The sequence below is a fragment of the Microlunatus soli genome (genome assembly GCF_900105385.1).
In the GTDB taxonomy this organism is placed as follows: Bacteria; Actinomycetota; Actinomycetes; order Propionibacteriales; family Propionibacteriaceae; genus Microlunatus; species Microlunatus soli.
In genome coordinates this window covers 705,521-720,630 of the sequence record NZ_LT629772.1, presented here as the reverse complement: position 1 = coordinate 720,630, position 15,110 = coordinate 705,521, and the positions used below count along the sequence as shown (strand labels likewise).

The following is a 15,110-nucleotide window of genomic DNA, read 5'->3' as shown; positions in this document are numbered from 1 at the left end:
ATGAGTAGACCGACGCCCCGGCTGCGAACCGCGATCCCGCTGCTGGGTAGGACCTTCCGACGATTCGCACCGCACCTGAGACAGCAGCGCCGGCTGCTGGTGTTGGGACTGCTGGCATTGATCGCCGAGGTCGGGTTGCGGCTCGTCGAGCCGTGGCCCCTGGCGTACGTGATCGACACCCTGGCACGGGCGGCGGGTGCTGACGTGCGGGCTGCCCGCACCGGGTCGGATCTGCAGACGACCTTGATCATCTGCGCGCTGGCGTTGCTCGGTGCTGTCGCCCTCCGGGCCGCTGCGTCCTATGCGATGACGGTGCTGTTCGCGTTGGCCGGCAACCGGGTGCTGGCTCGGGTCCGCAGCGAGCTCTACGACCACCTGAACAGTCTGTCGCTGCGTTTCCACCAGTCCCGGCGGATCGGTGACCTGGTGACCCGGGTGACCGGCGACGTCGGACGGCTGCAGGAGGCCGTGGTGACGGCGATGCTGCCGCTGGTGGGCAACGTGATCACGCTGCTCGGGATGTTCGTGGTGATCGTGATCATGGATGTCTGGCTGGCGTTGGTGGTGCTGGTGGTCTTTCCGGTCTTCTTCCTGCTCGGCACCAGGTCGACCCACAAGATCATCACCGTCTCCCGTAGCCAGCGCAGCGCCGAGGGAGCACTGGCGTCGCTGGCAACGGAGTCGCTCGGTGCGATGCCGGTGGTCACCAGCTACTCGCTGCAGGAACGGATGAACGATCGCTTCGCCACCGGCAACGACCGAGCGCTGAAGGACAGCGTCAAGGGCAAGCGTCTGTCGGCGGGACTCGAACGGTCGACCGACGTACTGGTCGGTCTGGCCACCTGCCTGGTGTTGTTCGTCGGCGCCCAGCGGGTGCTCGCCGGTGACCTGTCGATCGGTGAGCTGACCGTGTTCCTGACCTACCTGAAGACCGCCTTCCGACCGCTGCGCGATATCGCCAAGTACACCGGCCGGATCTCCAAGGCGGCCGCGTCGGGGGAGCGGATCACCGAGATCCTTGATCAACATCCCGACATCGCCGACACCAGTTGGGCTCGTCCGGCGCCGCGACTGCTCGGCTACGTCGAGTTCGACGGGGTCCGGCTCAGCTACGGCCCCGGCCGGCCGGCGTTGCGCGGTCTCGATCTGACGATCCGAGCCGGCGAACGGGTTGCCGTCGTCGGACCGTCCGGAGCCGGCAAGTCCAGTCTCGCCGCCCTGATCACCCGGCTCCGTGAGCCCGACTCCGGGCGGGTCCTGATCGACGGTCACGATCTGCGCGACCTGACCTTGGAGTCGGTCCGTTCCCAGGTCGCGGTCGTGCTGCAGGACAGCGTCCTGTTCGCCGGCACGATCGCCGACAACATCGGCTACGGCATCGGCCGGCCGGCCACCTCGGAGGAGATCGTCGAGGCCGCCCGGATCGCCGGCGCCGACGGCTTCATCAGCGCGCTGCCGCAGGGTTATCAGACCGAGCTGGCCGACCGGGGCGTCGGGCTGTCCGGCGGGCAGCGGCAACGGATCGCGATCGCCCGGGCGGCGATCCGACAGGCACCGATCGTGATCTTGGACGAGGCGCTGACCGGTCTGGACCCGGACACCGAGGCCGAAGTGGTGGCGGCGTTGGGGCGGCTGACCCGTGGCCGCACCACCGTCGTGATCACTCATGATCACCGGGTCGCCGCCGACGCCGACCGGGTGCTCTGGATCGAGGGCGGCGTGCTGATCGCCGACGGGCACCCGGACCAGGTGCTGCAACAGGTGCCGGACGAGGTGATGTCATGATCAACAGCAGCCAGCAGATCATCGATCGCGATCCTGCGCTGCCCGGGATGGCCGTGCTGCTGGCCGATCCGCGGGTCGACTACCTGCGCTACAAGCCCGGCACCAGCCTGACCGTCGCACTGCGGACGGCCGACGGTCCGGCCTTCGGGTACGCGGTCAGCGAAGCGGCCGCGGTCAAGCTGGCCAAGATCGTCCGGAAGGCACCGGCCGGCGCCGTCCTCCGGCATGATCCGGAACGCCGGGTCGTGATTGCCGATCCGGTCGCCGACCGGGATCTACCCGGCGTCGCCGAACACCGCGTCCGGCAGGCCGAGCTGCTGGCCTACAAGCCGCAGAGGCGCTGGATCGCAGCACTTGATGCGGACCGCATCGTCCGCAGCTACCGGTCCTCGGACCTGCCGGCCGCCGTCGGCCGTTGGCCGCGGTCGGATGCCGGGGTGCCGGTCCGGATCCCGGCTGTTGTCGGGCGTGATCGGCGACGAGGACTGATGATCATCGAGCGACTGCGCGGCACCCGATTGGACCGGCTGTCCGGCTCGGCAGCGCTGGACGGTTGGCTGGCGGCCGGCACGGCGCTCGCCGGCTGGCACCGGTCGGCGGTCGGGCGGGCTGTCCGTGCCGACTTCCCGGACCCGTACCCGACGGCCGAGCTGCTGGCAGTCTTGGTGCCGGGATCGGCCGACCGGTTCCGCAGACTGGCGGGGCAACTGGCTGCCGCGACCCACACTGCCGAGACCGGCTGGTGCCACGGCGATTTCTCTGCCGATCAGGTGCTGATCGACCGCCGTGATCACCGGCCGGCGATCCTGGACTGGGACCGCAGCGGCCGCCGGCCACTGGGCTACGATCTCGCGACCGCCGACGCTGCCGGAACGTCCGAGTCGGCACCCGGGCTCCCCGAGCCCGCATGGCAGGCCCTGCTCACCGGCTACACCGGGATCCGGGACCTGCCGACCCGGCTGCACGCGCTGCGGGCGCTGGCCTGGTTCGTCCGCGCGGCCGAACCGTTCCGCAGGGCCGACCCGCACTGGCCGGCCGCGATCCTGGCACGCGTCGACCGCAGTGAGGAGTTGCTGGGATGACGACCATCGGCTCCCAGGGCTGGGCCCGTCGACTGGATGCCGAAGGACTGCGGCTGCGGCGGAGTTGGCCGCGGTCAGCCGACCGGTTGCTGCTGGAACTGCGGGACCACGACGGCCGCCACATCGCCGGCCAATGGTTTGCCGACCCCCATCGGGCGGCGGCGGTGGCCGCGGCGACCCCGGGTGGACGATGTGACGGTGGCGTGGTGCTGCAGCCGTCGGGCGCCGATCGGCGGTTGCCACGGCTGCGGTCCCTGCTCGCCGCGTCCGGGAACAGCCTGATCAGTCATCGCCCGGAGCGTCGAGCCGTGCTCCGCACCGACACCGGGCACCTGAAGGTCGTCCGCCGGTCGGCCCATGACGCGACTGTCCGCCGGGCCCGGCTCGCCGCGACTCTCGGACTCGGCGCGCCGGCGGTGCTGTCCGCCGACGCCGACACCGGTTCGGTCGCGACGGAGACGCTGCCCGGGACGCCGCTGACCGCGATGCTCGCCGGCGCCGGTGCGGCCGACGCCTGCGCCGCGGTCGGACGCCGGCTGGCCCAGCTGCACCGGATCGCACCCGGCGAGATCGCCGACGCCGACCTGGGCCGGCACGGTCCGGACGAGGAGATCGCCGTCCTGCGGCGGTGGACCGAGTTGGCGGCAGCGTACCGATTGCAGCCACGGCCGACCGAGCTGCCGACGCCGCCGTGTCCGGCCGCCCTCCGGTTGATCCACCGCGACTTCCACGACGGCCAGGTGATCATGAACGGCGTCGTCCCCGGCGTGTTGGACTTCGATCTGCTGGCGCTCGGTGATCCGGCGCTCGACCTGGCCAACTTCCTGGCGCACCTGGAGTTGCGTGCCCACCAGGGGCTGCTGGCCGACCTGCCGGCCGCGACGGCAGCGACGCTGCAGGGCTACCGGCCGGACGCCTCGGTCCGGTCGGCGCTGCCGGGCTATCTGGCGACGGCACGACTGCGGTTACGGGCGGTCTACGCGTTCCGGGACCCGGAGCTGGTGAGTTGACCGGCCGGCAACGGCACAGTGCTGGTGACAGCGACACAGCCGGCCCGGGCGGCGGCATCGGCCAGACTGGTCGGGTGAGTGAACGATCCGAACCACCGGAGGGCCGGCGGCGCAGCCTGTCGGTCCGGGTACGGATCCTGACCGCCGTCCTGCTCACCACCGCCCTGGGGATGATGGTGGCGGGCGGCATCTCGTACGCGATCGCCCGCGGCCAGGCCCAGGCCGACGTCTATCGGTCGCTGGATCAGGAGGTCGAGGAGTTCCGGACCAACACCCACAAGGTGACCGCCGACCCACGGACCGGGCAACCGATCAAGGACCTGAACGATGTGCTGAGCTACGCGATCAGGACCACCTACCCCAACGACGACGAGGCCGTGTTGGCGCTCATCGACGGCACGGTGACCTGGGTGCCGAGCTCGGACAATCCGCAGTTCCAGGAATCGGTGCAGCGGGATCGGCAGTTCGTCGCGCAGGCCGCTTCGGTCCGTCCCGGCGACTCACCGGGCGTCTATCGCGCCAGCACGGCAGCGCATCGCGACCTGGCCTACATCTCGGTGCCGGTTCAGGTGTCGGGCAGTCGACAGCTCGGTCATTACATCACCGCGGTCGACATGCGGCAGACCTTCGCCGCGGTGAACCGCAACTATCTCGCCTTCGCCGGGGTCTCGCTGGTGAGTCTGTTGCTGATCGGCGCCGTCGGGTATCTCGTCGCAGGCCAGCTGCTCGCGCCGTTGCGCAGTCTCCGGTCGACGGCCCGGCGGATCACCGAGACCGATCTGGGCGATCGCATCCCCGACGACCAGCTGTCCAGCCGGGACGAGGTCGCCGAACTCGGCCGGACGATGAACGCGATGTTGGACCGGCTCGCCTACGCCTTCGACAGCCAGCGCAGCTTCCTCGACGACGTCGGACACGAGCTGCGGACACCGGTGACGATCGTCCGCGGACATCTGGAACTGATGGACGCCGACGATCCGGCCGACGTCCGGGAGACCCGTGCGCTGTCCCTGGACGAACTGGATCGGATGCAGCGGCTGGTCGACGATCTGTTGCTGCTGGCCAAGTCCAGACGCCCGGACTTCGTCCGTCCGGGCCAGGTGGCGCTGGCCGACCTGCTCGTCTCGGTGCTGGACAAGGTGACGCCGCTGAACGACCGGGACTGGGGCATCGACGCCAGTTCCGACGCTGTCGTCACGCTGGACCAGCAACGCATCACCCAGGCACTGCTGCAACTGGTGTCCAACGCGCTGCGGTTCACCGAAGCAGGCTCGGTGATCGCGCTCGGCGCCCGGATCGAAGCCGACCAGCTCCGGTTGTGGGTCCGCGACGAAGGTACCGGGATCGCACCCGAAGAACAGAAGTTGATCTTCGAACGGCATCAGCGGTCGACCGCGGGGGAGAAGCACCCGCACGGTGTCGGGCTCGGACTGGCCATCGTCTCGGCGATCGCCGAGGCACACAACGGGCGGGTGGAACTGCAGAGCCGGCCGGGTGTCGGATCGACGTTCAGTTTGATCATCCCGCAGCGGCCGAGCAGGATGACTGACGATCAACCGGACCGGGAGGACCGACCATGGCCACGATCTTGATCGCCGAGGACGAACCGCGGATCGCGGCCTTCGTGGAGAAGGGTTTGCGCGCCGCCGGGCACAGTTCGACGATCGCCGAAACCGGTCCGGCGGCTCTGGAACAGGCCAGCAGCGGACAGTTCGATCTGATGATCCTGGACATCGGCCTGCCACAGATGGACGGATTCTCCGTGCTGGAAGCGATCCGCGGCCAAGGATCCCGGCTGCCGGTGATCATCCTGACCGCCCGCGACTCGGTCACCGACACCGTCGCCGGTCTGGAGGGCGGTGCCGATGACTACATGGCCAAACCGTTCCGGTTCGAGGAGTTGTTGGCCCGGGTCCGGATCAGGTTGCGGGATCAGAACGCCAACGGTGGCGTGGTGTTGTCCGCCGGCGACCTCAGCCTCGATCTGCGGACCCGGATCGTCGACGTCGACGACGACCGGGTGGAACTCTCCTCCCGGGAGTTCGCGTTGCTGGAGACCTTCCTGCGCCATCCGGGGCAGGTGCTCAGCCGCGAACAGCTGTTGTCCCAGGTCTGGGGATACGAGTTCGACCCGGGATCCAACGTCGTCGACGTGTACGTCCGCTACCTGCGGAACAAGGTCGGTGCCGGTCGGATCCTGACCGTCCGCGGAGCCGGCTACCGGCTGGCGGTCTGAGACAAGTTGCTGGGCGCCGAAGGGATCAGTCGGCGGAGGCGGGTGAATCCGCCGAGACCGCCGACACCGGTGAATCGCCCGATGTCGACGAATCGCCGTCCGTCGCCGAAGAGCCCGAATCTGTGGATCTTGTCGTCGAATCATTCGACGTCGAACCGGACTGCTGGCCCTGTTCGGAGTCGGTGACCCGATCCGGCGTGTTCGGACTGACCGGGCTCAGCGTCTTGTCGTCGGAGGATGTGCTGCCGCCGAAGGATCCCGTGTCGTCGGGAGATGCGGGGCTGGACGACTTCGTGTCGCCGGAGCCGCGGCCGGCTCGACCAGCCGTGTCGTCCGTTGTGTCCGACCCCGCTGTGGCGGCTCCGGTCGAACTGCTCGGGCTGGCATCCGGCGCTGCCGACCGGCCCCGATCGCCGGCGTCGGAAACCTTGACGATGACGCCGGACCCCGGGATGTCGGGGTCGTCGAGGGATGACGCTGCGATCGCTGCGATCGGCGCGACGGCGAACGCGGCCGCTCCGCCGACGACGAACCACTTCGACTTGCCAGCCATGACGACCACTCTGGTCGGCTGCGATGAGACCGACAGGAGGTGGAGATGAGAGATTTCTCATCAATACCAGCTCAGCGGATCGACCACCTTCCCGTCCAGCCAGACCATCAGATGCAGGTGGCAGCCGGTCGAGAAACCGGTGCTGCCGACAGATCCGACCAGTTGGCCCTTCGCGACCCGATCACCGACACCGACCGCGTACGAGGTGGCGTGGTTGAAGCCGGACACGACCCGATGCCCGTCGACCACGCCATGATCGAGCATCAGCCGATTGCCGTAGCCGGCGTTGAAGTACCTCGCGCTGACCGTCCCCGCCGCGGGCGCCCGGATCGGCGTCCCGCAGGCTGCGCCGAAGTCGGTGCCGTCGTGCAGCTTGTTCACATGCAGCACGGGATGGAAGCGCATCCCGAACGGCGACGTGATCGCGGCCGCGACCGGATGGCTGAACCCGTGCGAGCCGGCCGGACCGAGGCCACCGCCGCCACCACCGGTCGACGGCACGCCGAGCGCCTCGGCGGCCAGCCGGGCAGCCCGGCGGGCAGCCGCCCGCCGGACGGCCGCGGCGCGCTCGTCGGCGGCGACCAACCGGAAGTCACCCGTTGCCTGGTCGGTGGTGTCGGCGACGGTGCGGTCCGGTGCCAACAGCAACGGGTCGAGATAGCTGTCTCCGCGGCGCAGGCCCCAGTGCAGGCAGGCCCGGCCGGCGCCGCAGTGACCGGCGTCCAGGGTGCCGATCTGTTGACCCGCGACCACGGTCGCTCCGACATCGACGGTCGGCGACACCGGCTCGTAGGTGGTCCGGACGGCGCCGTGGTCGACGACCAGCACGCCGCGGCCGGCGAGCATCCCGGCATAGCTGACGGTGCCGGCCGCGGCGGCCGCCACCGGACCACCCGGTTGCCCGGCCAGGTCCACCCCGCGATGTCCCCGACCCCACTTCTCGGCCGGCGGGTCGAAGCCGCGGACCACCGGCGGACCACCCGGCAACGGCCACGCCGTCGCGGTCGGAAGCCGAGGAGTCGGTTGACGCGGCGACGCCTGCGCCGGGATGCTGCCGAGCAGCAGGGCCAGCAGCCCGAGCAGCACCATTGCCGCTGACCCGGCCGGCCTGCGCAGCGCCGGCCGCACCGTCGGCTGTGGCCGGACGGTCGTCGGTAGCGCTGCGGGGCCGGTGTCGATGCGACTCATACCGTCATCCTGGGCGGGAGAGCGGTCTGCTGTTCGTGCTGTGGATAACGCTTCGAGATGCTGTCGCGCTGTGGACAACCGGTGTTCGATTCCGCCGGTACCGGCCGGTGCTCCCGGTGTGCGGACAGGCCGCCGATCGGAGGATCCCGCCGGCCGGTTCCACGGCTGCCGGCGCCGTCCGGGCCGGATTTCCGTGCGGTCGCCGGATCGGCGTAAGATAACCGCCAGCAGCCCCGCGTGGGCTGACTTCGCATGCACACTTTCCGACCCCCCGGGTCGGGCGGCAACGACGGTCTCGACCGGGTTCCTGAACGGGCCCGCCGAGTTCGGCGTCGCGTGTGCGTCAGGGGCGTCGTACCTCGGCGCCGACAAACCGTCGACCGGTCCGGCCAAGCGCCTGCCCGGCCATGTTCACAGGAGGAGACCGCAATGCCGGTCGTCACCACCCGCCAGCTCCTGGAGAGCGGCGTCCACTTCGGTCACCAGACTCGCCGTTGGAACCCGAAGATGAAGCGATTCATCTTCACCGAGCGCAACGGCATCTACATCATCGATCTGCAGCAGTCGCTGACCTACATCGACCGCGCCTACGCCTTCGTCAAGGAGACCGTCGGCCGCGGTGGCCAGGTGCTGTTCGTCGGCACCAAGAAGCAGGCACAGGAAGCGATCGCCGAGCAGGCGACCCGGGTCGGGATGCCGTACGTCAACCAGCGCTGGCTGGGCGGCATGCTGACCAACTTCCAGACCGTCATCAAGCGGGTCCAGCGGCTCAAGGAGCTCGAGGGCATCGACTACGACGACGTCGCCGGTTCCGGGCTGACCAAGAAGGAACTCCTCGGTCTGCGTCGTGAGAAGGACAAGCTGGAGAAGACCCTCGGCGGCATCCGCGACATGGGCAAGACGCCGCAGGCGGTCTGGATCGTCGACACCAAGAAGGAGCACCTGGCCGTCGACGAGGCGCGCAAGCTGCACATCCCGGTGATCGCGATCCTGGACACCAACTGCGATCCCGACGAGGTCGACTACGCCATCCCGGGCAACGACGACGCGATCCGCTCGGTCTCGCTGCTCACCCGGGTGCTCGCCGACGCCGTCGCCGACGGTCTGATGGCGCGCTCCGGTGGACAGTCCGGCGAGCAGGAGTCCAGCAACGAGCCGATGCCCGACTGGGAGCGTGAACTGCTGGCACAGAGCCCGGAGGAGAAGACCGAGGCGACCGATCCGCAGGCTGCCGCGCTGGCCGATGCCGCCACCCCGGCCGCTGAGGCTGCTGCGACCGAGACCCCGGCCGCCGAGTCCGCAGACGCCCCGGCCGCCCGCCGTGCTGCCGACGCCCCGGCCGCCGAGACCCCGGCCGCCGAGGCCACGCGCGCGGCCGATCCGGCCGAAGGCAACTGAGACCACTCCCGTACGCAAGGCTCGGCCGGTCCGAGCCAGTCACGAGTAGAACGAGGACGAACAAGAGCATGGCAACTATTGCCGCAGCTGATGTGAAGAAGCTCCGGGACGCCACCGGCGCCGGAATGATGGATGCCAAGAAGGCACTCACCGAGGCCGACGGCGACTTCGAGAAGGCCAAGGACCTGCTCCGTGTCTCCGGCGCCGCCAAGGCCGCCAAGCGCGGTGCCGAGCGGTCGGCGGACAACGGTCTGGTGGCCGCGGCCGACGGCGCGCTGATCAAGCTCGCCGCCGAGACCGACTTCGTCGCCAAGAACGGCGAGTTCCAGTCGCTGGCCGACGAGATCGTCAAGGCGGTTGCCGCCGCCAAGGCCGACGGGGTGGAGGCAGGCAAGGCCGTCACGCTGTCCTCCGGACAGACCGTCGCCGACGCCGTGACCGGCCTGGCCGCGACGATCGGTGAGGCGCTCGAGCTCGGTGGATCGGCGTACGTGTCCGGCAAGAGCGCGGTCTACCTGCACCGCCGCGACCCCGACCTGCCCCCGCAGATCGGTGTCCTGGTGGAGTACGAGGGTGACGACGAGGACGCGGCCAAGGCCGTTGCCCGTCAGGCCGCCGCGATGCGCCCGAACTACCTCAACCGGGACGAGGTGCCGGCCGACGAGGTCGACCGGGAGCGTCGGGTCGCCGAGGAGGCCGCCCGTGAGCAGGGCAAGCCGGAGCAGGCGATCAGCAAGATCGTCGAGGGCCGGGTGAACTCCTACTTCAAGGACGTCGTGCTGCTGGAGCAGCCGTCGGTCACCGATCCGAAGTCCTCGGTCGGCAAGCAGCTCGAAGCCGCCGGCGTGACCGTGACCCGGTTCGTCCGGTTCGAGGCCGGGGCCTGAGGTAGCTGAACAGCTGACCGGACATGCGCTGTGAGACACACGATTCGGGTGTCGCACAGCGCATGTTTCATGTCCGCACCCGTGAGACCATCTGCAACGAAACCGATCAGGCTGCAACGAACCGATCAGGAGGCAATTCATGACCGACGGCCCGACGAAAGCAGCCGGGAGGGCGCCGTACAAGCGGGTCCTGCTGAAGCTCTCCGGTGAGGTGTTCGGCGGCGGCCGGGTCGGTGTCGACCCGGACGTGATCGCCAGCGTCGCCAAGCAGATCAAGGCGGTCAGCGACCTCGGCGTTCAGGTGGCGATCGTGGTCGGCGGCGGCAACTTCTTCCGCGGCGCCGAGTTGCAGCAGCGCGGGATGGAACGTGACCGCGCCGACTACATGGGCATGCTCGGAACGGTGATGAACTGCCTGGCGCTGCAGGACTTCTGTGAGAAGGAGGGCGTGCAGACCCGGGTGCAGACCGCGATCACCATGGGTCAGGTGGCCGAGCCCTACATCCCGCGGCGGGCCGAGCGGCATCTGGAGAAGGGCCGGGTGGTGATCTTCGGTGCCGGCTCGGGGATGCCGTACTTCTCCACCGACACCGTCGCCGCCCAGCGCGCGCTGGAGATCGGTGCCGAAGTGCTGTTGATGGGCAAGCAGGGGGTTGACGGCGTCTACGACTCCGACCCGCGGCAGAATCCCGCCGCCATCAAGTTCGACGAGCTGACCTACGACGAGTTCCTGGCCCGCGACCTCAAGGTCGCCGACGCGACCGCGATCAGCATGGCCCGGGACTACAAGCTTCCGATGATCTTCTTCGGCCTGGACGCCGCCGGCAGCATCGAGGCGGTTGTCGCAGGTGAGAAGATCGGTACCACGGTGCACGCCTGACCCCGGTTGGGCTTCGGCATCGCCGATCAAGGACAATCAAGCCTGTAGACCGAAGAACGACCTGAGCACGAGACCGAACAGCTCGCGAGGAGAACTACCGTGATCGCCGACATCATCTCTGACGCTGAACAGAAGATGGCCAAGGCCATCGAATTTGCCAAGGAGGAGTTCGCCGCGATCCGGACCGGCCGGGCCCACCCGGCGATGTTCAACAAGCTCACCGCCGACTACTACGGCACCCCGACCCCGATCCAGCAGCTGGCCAGCTTCCAGGCGCCGGAAGCGCGGATGATCATGATCACCCCGTACGACCGGGCCGCGATGCCGGGCATCGAGAAGGCGATCCGCGACTCCGACCTCGGCGTCAACCCGACCGACGACGGCAACGTCATCCGGGTCACGCTGCCGGAGCTCACCGAGGAGCGTCGCAAGGAGTACATCAAGCTGGCGCGCACCAAGGCCGAGGAGGGCCGGGTGTCGGTCCGCAGTATCCGGCGGACGGCCAAGGACGGCATCGACAAGCTGGTCAAGGATTCCGAGGTGGGCGAGGACGAGGCGAACCGGGCGGAGAAGCAGCTGGACTCGGTCACCAAGAAGAACACCGACGTGATCGACGACCTGCTGAAGAACAAGGAATCAGAACTCCTCGAGGTCTGAGTGGCTGCCGAGGCGGACTCACCGAACGACGCTGCCGACGACGTATCGCCGTCGCAGGAACAGTCGACGCCCCGAACGCCGGACAATTCAGGCCCGTCGGGTCCCGGTTCAGCCCACTCGGGTTCGGCGGGCGACGACGATCCGCAGCTGCCGGCCTGGGTCGCTGCCCGGCCGCCGGTCGACTACGGCCGGGTCGGTCGCGATCTCCGCGCGGCGATCATCACCGGCGTACTGCTCGGCGGGTCGATCATCGCCTCGCTGCTCTTCTTCCGGCTCGGGTTCATCCTGATCATGGCCGCGTTGGTGATCTTGGCGACCATCGAGCTCGGTCAGAACTTCCGCCGCCGCGGGATCAGCACCGCCACCGTGCCGATCGCGATCGGGTCGGGCTGTGCGGTGATCCTTCCTTATCTGGCGCACTACGTGCCGTCGATCGACGGCACCACGCCGTTGAGCGGCAACGCAGTACTGCTCGGAGTGCTGGGCCTGACGGCGATCGTCTCGCTGGCCTGGCGGATGCCCCGCGGCTCGGACGGCTACCTCGCCGACGCCTCGGCCAACCTGTTCCTGATCGCGTACGTGCCGCTGCTCGGGTCGTTCGCCTCGCTGATGCTGTCCGGCGAGCAGGGTGTGGCCCGGGTCGTCACGTTCATCCTGGTCGTGGTGATGAGCGATCTCGGCGGCTACGTCGGGGGCGTGCTCTTCGGCCGGCACCCGATGGCGCCGGTGATCAGCCCGAAGAAGTCCTGGGAGGGCTTCGCCGGCTCGATCGTGTTCGCGACCACCGCGGCGATCCTGATGGCGATCTTCGGCCTGCAGGCGCCCTGGTGGGTCGGGTTGATCATGGGGCCGCTGCTGGTCACGGTCGGCACCGTCGGTGACCTGGTCGAATCGCTGATCAAGCGTGATCTCGGGATCAAGGACATGAGCAGCTTCCTGCCCGGCCATGGCGGCGTGATGGATCGGCTCGACTCGCTGCTACTGGCCGCACCGGTGGCCTGGTTGATCATGTACCTGCTGATCCCCGGCGGCTGATCGTCTGCCACCGCAGAAACACACGGCAACATGTTGCCGTAGGGTGCCGCGGGCTGCCATGATGCGGCAATGACGCAGACCACGCCGGCGAGCAACGGCCGGCCAGCCAGCACCGACAGCCGGCCGGAAGGCGCACTGCGCAGCCTCGGTGCCGGCCCGGTGGCGCCGGTCCGAGCAACCGCCCTGCACCCGCTGAGCCTGCGCTCGGTTGTACTCGGCGACGGCTTCCTCGGCGCACTGCAGCAGGCCAATGCCGAGGTGTCGATCCCGATGGGGGACAGTCACCTGCGGGACCAGGGTGCCTGGCAGAACTTCCGCCAGGTGCCGCGCGGCAGCCAACCGGTACCCGATCCGCAGACCGCACAGGCTGCGTATCACGGGCCCTGCTACGAGGACGGCGAAGCCTACAAATGGCTCGAGGCCGTTGCCTGGCAGGCCGGTCGCGGCGCCGCCGACCTGACGGCCGACTGGCTGGCCGAGCACACCGCCGAGATCGCCGGAGCGCAGGCACCGGACGGCTACCTGAACAGCTACGTCCAGAACGGCTGCCGGCCGGAGCGCTACCGAAATCTGGACTTCGATCACGAGATCTTCAACAACGGCGCGCTGCTGCAGTCCGCGGTCGCGCAGTATCGGGCGACCGGCCGGACCGCGTTGCTCGAGGTGGCTCGGCGGACCGCGGATCACCTGTGCCGCGAGTTCGGTACCGCACCGGGCCAGCAGCCCGGCTGCTGCGGACATCCGGTCGCCGAGATGGGACTGGTCGAGCTGTACCGGGTGACCGGCGAGCAGCGCTACCTCGATCAGGCGCGCTATTTCGTCGACGCCCGTGGACACCGGCTGCTCGCCCCTGACGACGAACGTCGGGCCTGCTACCTCTCCGATCGGGTGCCGGTGCGGCAGACCCGTTCGCCGGAAGGCCATGCGGTGCGGGCGGTCTATCTCGCAGCCGGCGCCACCGATGTCGCGATCGAGACCGCAGACGATGCACTGCTGGCGGCGCTGGAATCGCAATGGGAGCAGATGACCCGGACCAAGATGTACGTCACCGGCGGGCTGGGCAGCCGCTGGGAGGGGGAGGCGTTCGGCAACCCGTACGAGCTGCCGTCCGACGTCGGCTACGGCGAGACCTGCGCCGCCATCGCCGGCCTGCAATGGAACTGGCGGCTGCTGCTCGCGACCGGGAAGGCCCGCTACGCCGACCTCTTCGAATGGCAGCTCTACAACGCCGTACTGCCGGGAGTGTCGCTGGACCGCACCCGCTTCTTCTACGTCAACGCGCTCCAGGTCCGGGCCGACTCCGGCGACACCGACGAACGTGCACCCAGCCAGGGCCGCAAACCCTGGTTCGGCACCAGCTGTTGCCCGACCAACCTGATGCGCACCCTGGCCTCGCTGCAGCACTACGTCGCGACGTCCACCGATGAAGCCGTCCAGATCCACCAGTACGGTGCCGGGACGGTCCGGGCCGACCTCGGGACCGGGACGATCGCGCTGACCGTCGAGACCGACTATCCCCGCGACGGACGGATTGTGCTGACCGTCGACGAGGCACCGGACCGGCCGACCGCGATCGAGCTGCGGATCCCCGGCTGGGCGGCCGGCGCCACCGTCCGGATCAGCAGCGGCGGGCCGTCGACGGCGGATGGGCAGCAGACGATGGATGGGCAGCAGGCGCCGGCAGGGGAGTACGTGGCGCTGCGCCGGACCTGGGCCACCGGCGATCGACTCGAGCTCGAGCTGCCGGTGCAGCCTCGGCTGCTCCGCGGCCACCCTCGTGTGGAGGGTATCCGGGGATCGGTCGCGATCGCCCGCGGGCCGCTGCTCTACGCCGTCGAACAGGTCGATCAGCCCGCCGGGGTCCTGGTCGATGATCTTGGCCTGGTCGATGATCTTGGGGCTGATGATCATGATGCCGATGATCATGAATCGGCCGGTGCTCGGTTGACCGAGGTGAACGACGGCGCGGTGCTGGACGGCATCCCGATGATCATCGCCGACGGATGGGCGATGCCCGACCCGGTCGAGCTGTACGGTCCGGCCACCGGCATCGCCGAACCGACCCCGGTGCGGCTCCGGGCGCTGCCGTACTTCCAGTGGGGCAACCGAGGCGCCGGACCGATGAAGGTCTGGCTGCCACGGCTAGGAGTGCGCTGAACAAGGTAGGAACGTGAAGTCGAGCTCGGGCAGGTCCGGGTTGGCATCCAAGGTGTAGCAAACACTGGGTGAAGTGGCCGAACTCTGCCGGTCCCACATCGAACTCCCAGCCGAACAACGCGCCGTAGAAGGTCATCGCGCGGTCGAGATCCGGGATGCCGAGGTCGATCCAGGTCGGTGTGCTGGCCGGCTGCCCGGTGGTGAGCTCGCTCATCGTCTCTCCTCGTCGTGTCCCCATCTTG

At 69.1% G+C, this 15,110-nt stretch carries 13 protein-coding genes; 11 read left to right on the top strand and 2 right to left on the bottom strand.

Annotated elements, in window-relative coordinates:
- The 5 genes from BLU38_RS03410 (at position 1) to BLU38_RS03390 (ending at position 6,113) form a co-directional block, all read left to right on the top strand.
- A complete protein-coding gene (locus BLU38_RS03410) occupies positions 1–1,785 on the top strand; it encodes an ABC transporter ATP-binding protein (protein WP_091519873.1) in 1,785 nt (594 codons plus the stop codon).
- Positions 1,782–2,867: a phosphotransferase gene (locus BLU38_RS03405; protein ID WP_091519869.1), complete on the top strand. Its 1,086-nt coding sequence runs from the start codon at positions 1,782–1,784 to the stop codon at positions 2,865–2,867. Before BLU38_RS03410 ends, BLU38_RS03405 begins: the two co-directional genes overlap by 4 nt.
- Entirely contained in the window at positions 2,864–3,877 is a 1,014-nt protein-coding gene (locus BLU38_RS03400) for a phosphotransferase family protein (RefSeq protein ID WP_091519865.1), read from the top strand. The genes BLU38_RS03405 and BLU38_RS03400 overlap by 4 nt, the downstream gene beginning before the upstream one ends.
- Before the next feature lie 74 nt (positions 3,878–3,951).
- Positions 3,952–5,469, top strand: coding sequence for a sensor histidine kinase (locus BLU38_RS03395; protein ID WP_157683193.1), 1,518 nt, complete (start codon positions 3,952–3,954; stop codon positions 5,467–5,469).
- Positions 5,454–6,113 carry a response regulator transcription factor gene (locus BLU38_RS03390; RefSeq protein WP_091519859.1) on the top strand — a complete coding sequence of 220 codons (660 nt, stop codon included), beginning with the start codon at positions 5,454–5,456 and terminating at the stop codon, positions 6,111–6,113. The genes BLU38_RS03395 and BLU38_RS03390 overlap by 16 nt, the downstream gene beginning before the upstream one ends.
- Before the next feature lie 25 nt (positions 6,114–6,138).
- Here BLU38_RS03390 and BLU38_RS03385 read toward each other — a convergent pair whose 3' ends face one another.
- Positions 6,139–6,666, bottom strand: coding sequence for a hypothetical protein (locus BLU38_RS03385; RefSeq protein ID WP_091519855.1), 528 nt, complete (start codon positions 6,664–6,666; stop codon positions 6,139–6,141).
- Positions 6,667–6,726: 60 nt separating this feature from the next.
- On the bottom strand, positions 6,727–7,854 hold the full coding sequence (locus BLU38_RS31540; RefSeq protein ID WP_231920155.1) for a peptidoglycan DD-metalloendopeptidase family protein: 1,128 nt from the start codon (positions 7,852–7,854) through the stop codon (positions 6,727–6,729).
- 429 nt (positions 7,855–8,283) lie between these two features.
- On the opposite strand from BLU38_RS31540, the gene rpsB reads away from it, so the two are divergent.
- The 6 genes from rpsB to BLU38_RS03345 all read left to right on the top strand — a co-directional run bounded on the left by rpsB (position 8,284) and on the right by BLU38_RS03345 (position 14,868).
- Entirely contained in the window at positions 8,284–9,252 is a 969-nt protein-coding gene (gene rpsB, locus BLU38_RS03370) for a 30S ribosomal protein S2 (RefSeq protein WP_091519852.1), read from the top strand.
- 68 nt (positions 9,253–9,320) lie between these two features.
- A complete protein-coding gene (gene tsf / locus BLU38_RS03365) occupies positions 9,321–10,139 on the top strand; it encodes a translation elongation factor Ts (protein WP_091519849.1) in 819 nt (272 codons plus the stop codon).
- A 139-nt stretch (positions 10,140–10,278) separates the two neighbouring features.
- On the top strand, positions 10,279–11,019 hold the full coding sequence (pyrH, locus tag BLU38_RS03360; protein ID WP_091519844.1) for a UMP kinase: 741 nt from the start codon (positions 10,279–10,281) through the stop codon (positions 11,017–11,019).
- 102 nt (positions 11,020–11,121) lie between these two features.
- On the top strand, positions 11,122–11,676 hold the full coding sequence (gene frr, locus BLU38_RS03355) for a ribosome recycling factor (RefSeq protein ID WP_197680156.1): 555 nt from the start codon (positions 11,122–11,124) through the stop codon (positions 11,674–11,676).
- A gap of 147 nt (positions 11,677–11,823) precedes the next feature.
- Positions 11,824–12,711: a phosphatidate cytidylyltransferase gene (locus tag BLU38_RS03350; RefSeq protein WP_091531813.1), complete on the top strand. Its 888-nt coding sequence runs from the start codon at positions 11,824–11,826 to the stop codon at positions 12,709–12,711.
- Positions 12,712–12,780: 69 nt separating this feature from the next.
- Positions 12,781–14,868, top strand: coding sequence for a glycoside hydrolase family 127 protein (locus BLU38_RS03345; protein WP_091519837.1), 2,088 nt, complete (start codon positions 12,781–12,783; stop codon positions 14,866–14,868).
- Positions 14,869–15,110 lie beyond the last annotated feature (242 nt).

What these genes read in the sequence shown, in the direction of transcription:
- BLU38_RS03410 (WP_091519873.1), top strand. Translation starts at nt 1, where the DNA reads ATGAGTAGACCGACGCCCCGGCTGCGAACCGCGATCCCGCTGCTGGGT.
- BLU38_RS03405 (WP_091519869.1), top strand. Translation starts at nt 1,782, where the DNA reads ATGATCAACAGCAGCCAGCAGATCATCGATCGCGATCCTGCGCTGCCC.
- BLU38_RS03400 (WP_091519865.1), top strand. Translation starts at nt 2,864, where the DNA reads ATGACGACCATCGGCTCCCAGGGCTGGGCCCGTCGACTGGATGCCGAA.
- BLU38_RS03390 (WP_091519859.1), top strand. Translation starts at nt 5,454, where the DNA reads ATGGCCACGATCTTGATCGCCGAGGACGAACCGCGGATCGCGGCCTTC.
- BLU38_RS03385 (WP_091519855.1), bottom strand. Translation starts at nt 6,666, where the DNA reads ATGGCTGGCAAGTCGAAGTGGTTCGTCGTCGGCGGAGCGGCCGCGTTC.
- BLU38_RS31540 (WP_231920155.1), bottom strand. Translation starts at nt 7,854, where the DNA reads ATGAGTCGCATCGACACCGGCCCCGCAGCGCTACCGACGACCGTCCGG.
- rpsB (WP_091519852.1), top strand. Translation starts at nt 8,284, where the DNA reads ATGCCGGTCGTCACCACCCGCCAGCTCCTGGAGAGCGGCGTCCACTTC.
- tsf (WP_091519849.1), top strand. Translation starts at nt 9,321, where the DNA reads ATGGCAACTATTGCCGCAGCTGATGTGAAGAAGCTCCGGGACGCCACC.
- pyrH (WP_091519844.1), top strand. Translation starts at nt 10,279, where the DNA reads ATGACCGACGGCCCGACGAAAGCAGCCGGGAGGGCGCCGTACAAGCGG.
- BLU38_RS03345 (WP_091519837.1), top strand. Translation starts at nt 12,781, where the DNA reads ATGACGCAGACCACGCCGGCGAGCAACGGCCGGCCAGCCAGCACCGAC.